This window comes from SAR324 cluster bacterium (assembly GCA_029245725.1).
Taxonomy (GTDB): Bacteria; SAR324; SAR324; order SAR324; family NAC60-12; genus JCVI-SCAAA005.
In genome coordinates this window covers 1-8,903 of record JAQWOT010000293.1, presented here as the reverse complement: position 1 = coordinate 8,903, position 8,903 = coordinate 1, and the positions used below count along the sequence as shown (strand labels likewise).

Here is an 8,903-nt window from a genome sequence, read left to right as displayed (position 1 = left end):
TACTAACTCCTTGTAGGTCTGTTGATTGCGATGACGGTCGTCTCTTCCATGAGACCACACTACAGTCCAATCGAATGGACTGGTCGTCCGAAAATACACCCCATCCAGGGTGAAATTAATTGCGGAATACTCCGCACAAAGAAAGATCATTTTATAAATTAAGATAATAAAGATTATCTTAATTTATAACAGAACTAGGAACTCTGAGCTATCAGGTACCTATTTCATTTTGCTCACTAGCGGTTCTCTGGGCTAAACCAAGCTCAAAGAACTAAGTACTATCCGAAAAAAAACTTAGAAAAATAGCCCTAAGAAGCTCTAATCACTGGCTAGCTAAGAGAGCCATAACATTCTTGGGCATTGCATTGGCCTGGGCCAATTGGGCGGTCGCTGACTGTGTCATGATCTGGTTACGTGTAAACGCTGCCAGCTCCACGGCCATGTCTGCGTCGCGGATAGTTGACTCTGCAGCTGTCATGTTTTCTGACGCAATTCTCAGACTTGTCAGATTAGACTCCAGGGTGTTCTTCTGGAACGCTCCCAAGTCACCTCGAGCGACCGCAATCTCCTCAATCGCCTTGTCAACCACTCCCATCGCGTCCTCAGCACCCTGACCCGTCGTTACATCCAGATCGGCCAAACTCGCAAAGCCACTGTCATTCGAAACTCCTACTGCCAGCTGACTCGTCGAAACATTCGGTAGACTCACGCTGGCTATCTGACCCTGGTTCGCTCCAATCTGAAACGATACCAATGGATTGCCGTCAGCATCCAAAGCACTGCCATCCAGCAAGTTCTTGCTACCAAACTGAGTGTTGTTCGAAATTCTGTCAATTGCCTCCAGGGCGTTCTCAATCTCTTTCTGAGAGGCATTGACCGAGTTCTGATCATTGATCCCAAGGTTGGCCGCAGACACCGACCGCTGACGCACATCCACCAACAGTTTCGATACCTCGTTGAGTGCTCCCTCTGCTGTCTGTACCAGTGAAATTGCTGCCTCGTTGTTGTCAGCGGCCTGCTGGAGACTGCCAATTTGAGCTCGCATCCCTTCAGAAATTACCAGAGAAGCCGGACCATCGGCTCCACGGTTGATCTTCTGACCGGATGACAAGCGCTCAATTGATTTGGAGAGTTGCTTGTCGTTGTTGATCAAATGCCTGTGGGCATTGAGGGACTCTACATTATTATTGATTCGCAGACTCATACTAACTCCTTGTAGGTCTGTTGATTGCGATGACGGTCGTCTCTTCCATGAGACCACGCTACAGTCCAATCGAATGAACTGGTCGTCTGAAAATACACCCCATCCAGGGTGAAATTAATTGCGGAAACTCTCCGCACAAAGAAAATCTGTAAACAAATCTAAATAATAAAAATTATTAAGATAATTCCAAAGTAAACGATTACTGGCTAGCGATCCTTATTCTTTTCCTCACTCCCTAAACCTTCCATAGTTCAACTTCGACGAGAAGTACCGGATTTCTCCCATGAGAGATTTGATAGCGACGACAAGCTGATAAGCTTCTCAAATAGTCCAAAACTTGGGTGAGATTCTGCTCAAGCTTCATTGAGGACTCACAGTATTCAAAAGTCAGAAAAGCCCACTTAAGATCACCATAATTTGTCTAGACTAAGCAACGTTTTAGAGATCAATGGTAACCAAAGACGTGCTGGTAAAATTGTTCGATCACTTGATCCACATTTAGATTGATTCGCACCAATTTACGACTACAAGCCACAAAGAACCCTATTGACATGAGAACTCATTGTACTTCTGGATTAAACCGTTTCAGAGCGAACCGTTATAAGATCTGTGCCATAGCGATTACGTCCACATTCATCTGCCAGTGTCGTGTCTTTACAACCATGAAGACACTATAGACCAGGATTTGAAGAATCTGTAACATTCGCTGATTACTCGTATCAGAGTCGACTACTCGATGAAAATGTCGGCAAAATGCAAAAGTGGCTTGTCCACTGCCAGTGTTACATACTTAAGCTGTTTGATGACTTGGTGTAGTCAGAAATTTTTTGGAAAAGTTCTGAAGGGCAGTCAGTACGGAAACATCGGTACAGTTCTCCATGCCTAGAGAAATATTCACTTCTCATAACAAAATCATACGATGACACCCCTTCTTCAAAAGCCAGTAGATCCAGACTGACGAAACGGGCTTGCCAGTAATTTTTAGTAATTTCAAAGAACGCCTTCAGTGCAAGATAGCAAAGCTACCTTCCACAAAAGAAGCTCTTATTGAGTCTGCAAGATATTTTCTCCGGTGCTGTCCTTTTTCGGGACAGCACCAGGAAAACAATCTGAATCAGGCTGTTAGCAGACTGATTACATTACGTGCATTCTGGTTTGCGTGAGCAAGGACAGACATAGAAGATTGCTGAAGAATCTGGTTGCGTGTAAATGCTGCCATTTCTGAAGCCATATCGGCATCTCGAATTACAGACTCAGATGCAACCATGTTCTCTACAGCAATACGAAGAGTGCTGATATTTGACTCTAGAGTATTTTTTTGTAGAGCACCTAGTTCTCCACGAGTTGAGGTTGTATCATTGATTGCTTTATCAATGATTTTAATAGCGTCTTGTGCTCCTTGGAAATTTTGCAGATCGATATCCTCTAACGAAAGGAAATCACTTTTATTAGCGACACCAGTTCCCAATGAGCTAGCCTTCATATCTCGTAGAGATACTGAGACTGTTTGACCCGCATTTGAACCAGTCTGGAAAATCAGTGAATTTTGCAGAACAGTGACAGTCCCAGCCTCTTCAGAAGCTTCTTCACCTGTGTAGCGAACCTTCAGACCTTCCGTGTTCTGATTACCACTGCGGCCAGCCAGGATTTGACCATCACCAATCGCTTCTTCTCCATTGATCGTTCCTGATACATCTTGACCGGGTGCTGCCTGATCCGTTACATTTGCTCGAGCTGACAGAACACCTGGTGTTGAACTAGAGACGGAGAACGTACTTTTGCTACCATACTCAATGTTGCGTAGACGCAAAATACCGTCATCAAAGCTTTCATCAAGGACTTCCACTTTGAGGTTAGCATCACGTATTTGGCGCTTCAGTTCGTTGATAGTACTTTCAACAGTATCACCCTCTTTCGTGCTGAACTGGATGGTACGACCATTTTCAGTTACAGTCAGGCTCTCACCGGCATTAATGATATCTTGATCTAATGCTGTACCACCTTCCATTTGAGCTCTTGTTGCAGCTTGTGTAATTGCTACTTCATAGCCTTTAGTCGGTGAAGTTTTTGTGTTTGGACTAGCAGACACAAATTGTAGACCGGCACCATTAGCAACACCGTTAGCACCACGGCTTCCATCCAATAGTTGCTTGTCACCAAACTGAGTATTCGTTGCAATTCGATTGATTGATTTGACTGAATTTGCAAATTCAGACTGATCAGCAGCCACCATTCTCTCGTCATTCACACCTACGTTGGATGCGTGTACTGCTAATTGTCGCATGTTGGTCAAAAGACGATTAACTTCGCTGAGTGCACCCTCAGCAGTTTGCACCATGGAAACCCCATTTTCTGAGTTTTCGACGGCTTGCTTCAGACCACTGATTTGTGAGCGCATGATCTCAGACACAACTAGGTTGGCTGGGCCATCGGCTGCTGTGTTGATTCGCATCCCAGAAGAGAGACGCTCAAGGTTTTTTACAGAATCAGCATTAACTTTTTGTACGTTGCGATGAGCATTTAGGGCAGCAACATTTGTATTTACGCGAAGTGTCATAGTACCTTCCTTAGTATGTGTACAATTAAAACAATTGAGATTATTTCGATCATCCATGATCTGCAGAATCCGGTTTGAACACATCCATGTGTCACAAATGGACTCTTATTCACCGCCTTCCCCTGGCAGTGATTTTAAAGGCAACAGATGGCAGACCTATTCTCAGCAATTCTGCTCAAAACTGTTTTCAGAATAAGACAATCTAAAATACTTTAATAATCTAGATTGCTTGCAATTCGCCGACGTCTGCACGGAAAATTCAGCAGTTTACGAGTTTACAAGACTAGCAAACTGCTGCACGCTTCTCGGCGAGTTCATTACTACCTATTACTTTGAGCTAGATTGGATCATCCGAAAATCAGAAATTGACATCTCAAATTCGGAATCCTGCCAGAATGCGGTCTATCCAAGATAGATTCAGATGTAGATGGACGGAAGCAATCCACAGAATGAAACCGCATAAATTCAAATGGTTATTTATTCACTTGTGGACATCATCCCCATCAACACTCTATCATGGGTAGACTCAAGCTACTGTATTAGATAGAAAAATTGGGTTTCAAAGAACAAACTTTCCCTTTTAAGAAGGGAATGATGAGAAAAGAATTTGCCGATCTCACTCAACAAACAACTTGTGAGTAAGTGTGGCAATTCCAGAAGAAAGACTTCAGAAGTCCATCTTCCGCAACTGCCTTGGTTTATTTTACAGTTATGGCCCCAGATACCTGGAGAGCTATGGATGAGCTTACCCAGAGTAAAATTTTAAGCGTTCTTATAGCTCATCCAATCTCCCTAGGGCATCTGACCCTTTTCCCATTACGCGTTCAGCAGTGCCAACACACTCCTTGGGTGGTTATTTGCCTGGGCCAGCATGGACACAGCAGACTGTTGAACAATCTGGTTTCGAGTAAAATCTGCCATTTCCTTGGCAAAATCTGCATCTCGAATTAAAGATTCTGAAGCCGTCACATTTTCAGCCGCAACTCGCAAATAACTCAGATTGCTTTCCAGAGTATGAGTTTGGAAAGCTCCAATGCCCGCACGAAATGAAGTCGTCTCATCAATTGCTTTGTCGATGAGACGTATTGCATCCTGAGCTCCTTGAAAACTTGTTAGATTCAGGTCTGCAAGAGATCGGTAGTTGCTCTCATTGCTGATTCCGTTAGCCAGAGAAGTTGGCTTCATATCTCGAAGCGAAAGCATACTGGTTTGCTCTTCATTTGGTCCAATTTGGAAGATCAATGAATTCTGTGTGACTGTAACATTTCCAGCCACCTCACCAGGAGGTGCTAGCTCTCCTGCATAACGGACAGTGAGCCCGGCAGTATTTGAATTCCCATCTCTCCCCTTCAGAAGTTGCCCTTCACCGAGAGCTTCTTCTCCATTAATTTCCCCAGCCACATCACGACCATTATCTACATGGAATGGCACGTTCCCTGTTTCAGACAAAACACCTGCACTGGAACTCGCAACTGTGAACATTGCACCGCTGCCATAATCCTGATGTCGCACCGTGAGGAGGCCATTGTCATCTCCGGACAATTCCAAATTGAGCCCGGCATCCGTCGCCCGCCGCTGCAAATCATTAAACACCGTCTCCACAGTCATACTTTTGTCTGTCTGCATTTGCACAGTCCTGCCACCTTCCGTCAGGGTGAGCACTTCACCAGCATCGATCATTTCCTGAGTGAGGGCAGTTGTACCTGTTCTCGTCGCCTGCGATGCTGCCCGGCTGATAGTAACTTCATAACCTTGAGTCGGAGAACTTTTCGTATCCTCTCCAGCAGCCACAAAGTAGAGCCCATTTCCTGTGGCGACTCCATTAGCTCCCTTGCTGCCATCCAGTAGGGCTTTGGTTCCGAATTGGGTGTCTTTGGCAACCCTTTCGATCATCTCAATGGAATTACGCAGTTCGGCTTGATCGGCTTCCATCATCTGTGGATCATTCACCCCAACGTTTGATGCGTGCACCGCTAATTGGCGCATGTTGACCAACACTCGATTGATTTCTGTCAACGCACCTTCAGTCGTTTGCGCCAGAGATACGCTAACCTCACTATTCTCAATTGCTTGATTCAAGCTAGAAATCTGACCCCGCATCCTTTCAGAAACAACAAGAGAAGCAGGAGAATCCGCCGCACGATTGATCCTAAGACCGGAGGCCAAGCGCTCCATGTTTTTTTGTCCTGCTTCGTTGACTGTGAGCAAGCTGCGATGCGCTCTCATTGCAGGAATATTCGTATTAATGCGCGGAAGTGTCATAAATCCTTTTATTACTCAAGTAGTCTGCTCATCAATGACCAGAGTGTCTCAAAATCTTGCCCCTACAAGATTAAGAAAACCTTTCAATAAAAGCTTTCTTAAATATTTTCCCAAACAAGAAACTGTATTGAATAGATGCTATTGAACAGTTTGTAGGGAATCATCTATCAATTTTTTCATAGTCAGTAATCCAAGATCTAAAGGGGTAGAAAAAGCTGCACTATGGTTTTCTGCAGCGATTTTTACATGATCAATGTTGCCCTCAAGACTCTGCTGCATTACTTTCGAACCAAGTGTAGATGGATTAATCACAATTGTTTTTGGTCCAGCAGTTCGATCAATCAAATCTAGAGCATTCATTAGCTTCTTATTAGTATTTGACGAATCTCGGTCGGCCAAATTTTGTGCTATGGCTCTCATCTGCTGTGTTCTCAGCAGTAACTTGGGCAAAGCTCCAGATGGATTTAGGGACAGAGAATCCGTTTTGTGAAGACTGTTTTGTAGTTGGCAGTGAATTACTGACATGATGATTCCTTTCAAATAGAGGTAGCACTCGTCCATGAGTAACAGTTTAAGAAAATCAAAATTGCTCTGAGATCAATACCGAAGTACTCTCGATGTTAATCTTGATATGATTGGCTGTAACCAACTCAACAATGTTCCTTCGGGTAATGGAAGTTTTGAGTTCCCTAAAAACACATCTATTGGATAGATTTCATAATCTTGATCAATACATCTACCAGTCGTCAAAAAAGATATTTGATCTGAAGAGTAGTTGATTAGATTTAGGGATTTTAATTGGTTGAGCTTTGAATCTAATTCAGTGAGATATTCAATTTGTTCAAAGCCTCCTAAACAACGTATTCCATTATAAAAAGCCAGAATCCAGAAACATAGAGTAAGTCCAGGGCAGAATCTATGTTCGTTCAACATAGAAATAATAGATTCAGGGTCTACAGGAATTGATATCGTTGTGCTTTTGAAGCATCTATTCTGCAGATGAATCTGCTCAACTTTTTTCTTGCCTTGCTTATCTATCTCAGCAACAAACCAGTTGTTTGCTAATTCTTTTTCCAAAGATTTTATTTTCAAGGGATCTGAAAATATTTGAGTAAGCCAGTGTAAATCATCTTTTAGAACATTTATTAGATACTTTCTAATTACTTCATTTAGATTGAAGAAATAGATTCGATTATTATGCAGTACAGTACGTGTTAATTGTTCAGAAAAGGATAAAGCCCAATTATCGTAAAAGTTCTTTGGAACAATTGACCTAAGTGAGTTTTCTCTCACCCCTGGCAGAAGATCAGAAAAAAGTTCGTTCAGCCTATCTGGAATAGCACTTCTATCAACAAGACCATCTCTCCACTTGCTAGGAATTAAAGATAATCGAGGATGGTCACCATCTCTAATACGATCAATTACTGCTGACTGAGCCTGTCGAAATAATGGATTCGATGGATATAAAATTTGCTCTAGCGAAGTCTTAGTTCCATAGTTGATTGCACCTGACCATGCAGCGTTTGAGAAAGGGACACCCGAATACGCTCCGACAAGATAGTTCGAAGTTTGAGGTTGCCTGAGTGTTGCCAACTGATGAGAAGCCAGAAATGTAGGACCTTCTGTAGGAGTCAAGTGCATTGTTGTTTGCAGCACACGCTTCTGCTCTAGTTCCTGGAGCAACTGCTTGACAAGTACATCAGCCCAGCCCATTTGCTGCCAAGTCTCTTTGAATGCCTGGATCAGTTCCGGTTCCAGTGGTAGTGGCCGTTTCGGTCCTTGCCACCAGAGTTGACCATATCCTTCCAAGGATTCATTACCCCATTTCTCAATTACTTTCGATAATTGTGGACGGTTCATGCGCCCTAAAGACGCTATTATAGAATCCATTTGGGGAGTCATAACTCTCGGCCAAAATATTTAGTTTCTACATGTGGATTTGCTTAATGTTCACCACTAAGAACTGAGATCTGTGGTTAGGAAATCAGGGGATTGGTAATCTTAAATTTTAGTTTATTTAGTAATTATAATTATCTAAATAATAAATAGAGATTGATCCTTCCTAACATGAAGCAATCTAGAACGAGACAACGCACTTAATCAAAGTATAAATATTATTTTTCGGAATAATATGAATAAACGACTGCGCGTCATCCCAGGAGAATGAGACTCAAATTGATTTGAAAATTGCTAGTCTATCTCAAATCACTCGGCGATAGACAGCATGATACTAGAGAAAACTCGGCGTTGGAGCTTAAGGGTTGTTTAGCTTGTGGATGAGCAGTTTCAAAGAAACTTCCAACATCGTTTTTGATTTGCTCTAGCAAAGCGTTTTACGATGGAGCCTGGCTAGATAATGTCTGAGTCGGCAGTTGAGTGATTCGATTTGTGTGGTGAAGATCTTTCCCGCGTAATGCTTGGCGTGTGGAATGAAATTCTCGTAGCCCTTCAGCAAGTCCGTGCCATAGCCCATCGTCGGTAGGTGCTTGATCTGCTGGACCCTACCTGTTTTGATCGTTCTTCTTCCACAGACAAAGCCGAGGACCTTGCCAAAGATGGAGTCCACCGCCAGCCAGAGCCAACATTGGGACTTTTTTTTGTGATGAAAGTGCGGAGTTCATCGATTTCGATGAAAGAGCAGGCTTCGGTCTGTGGTGGGCTGGCTGGGAGTGCTTGGGCAGCTTGCACCAACCAGCGAGAGAGAGTCTTGTGATGGATGCCAAGAACCTGGCCGATAGCTCGCCTCCCCATCCCTTCTAGATAGAGCTGACAGGGCTGTTCTTTGAGGGCTGGATCTTTGCCACGTTGTAGCGTCTGAAAGATCCGTCGGCAGGCTTGGCAACGGTAGCGTTGGACACCGCAGCTAGTACTATTGAAAAT

Annotated in this window: 6 protein-coding genes; all 6 read right to left on the bottom strand. The window is 43.5% G+C overall.

Annotated features, from left to right (window positions below):
• Positions 1-322: 322 nt before the first annotated feature.
• Entirely contained in the window at positions 323-1,204 is an 882-nt protein-coding gene (locus P8O70_15745) for a flagellin (GenBank protein ID MDG2198295.1), read from the bottom strand.
• 1,114 nt (positions 1,205-2,318) lie between these two features.
• Entirely contained in the window at positions 2,319-3,761 is a 1,443-nt protein-coding gene (locus P8O70_15740) for a flagellin (GenBank protein ID MDG2198294.1), read from the bottom strand.
• 816 nt (positions 3,762-4,577) lie between these two features.
• On the bottom strand, positions 4,578-6,023 hold the full coding sequence (locus P8O70_15735) for a flagellin (GenBank protein MDG2198293.1): 1,446 nt from the start codon (positions 6,021-6,023) through the stop codon (positions 4,578-4,580).
• A 138-nt stretch (positions 6,024-6,161) separates the two neighbouring features.
• Entirely contained in the window at positions 6,162-6,548 is a 387-nt protein-coding gene (locus P8O70_15730) for a hypothetical protein (GenBank protein MDG2198292.1), read from the bottom strand.
• A gap of 72 nt (positions 6,549-6,620) precedes the next feature.
• On the bottom strand, positions 6,621-7,925 hold the full coding sequence (locus tag P8O70_15725; GenBank protein MDG2198291.1) for a hypothetical protein: 1,305 nt from the start codon (positions 7,923-7,925) through the stop codon (positions 6,621-6,623).
• Between the two features lie 546 nt (positions 7,926-8,471).
• Positions 8,472-8,903, bottom strand: a 432-nt coding sequence (locus tag P8O70_15720) for a hypothetical protein (GenBank protein ID MDG2198290.1), incomplete at its 5' end; no start/stop codon positions are given.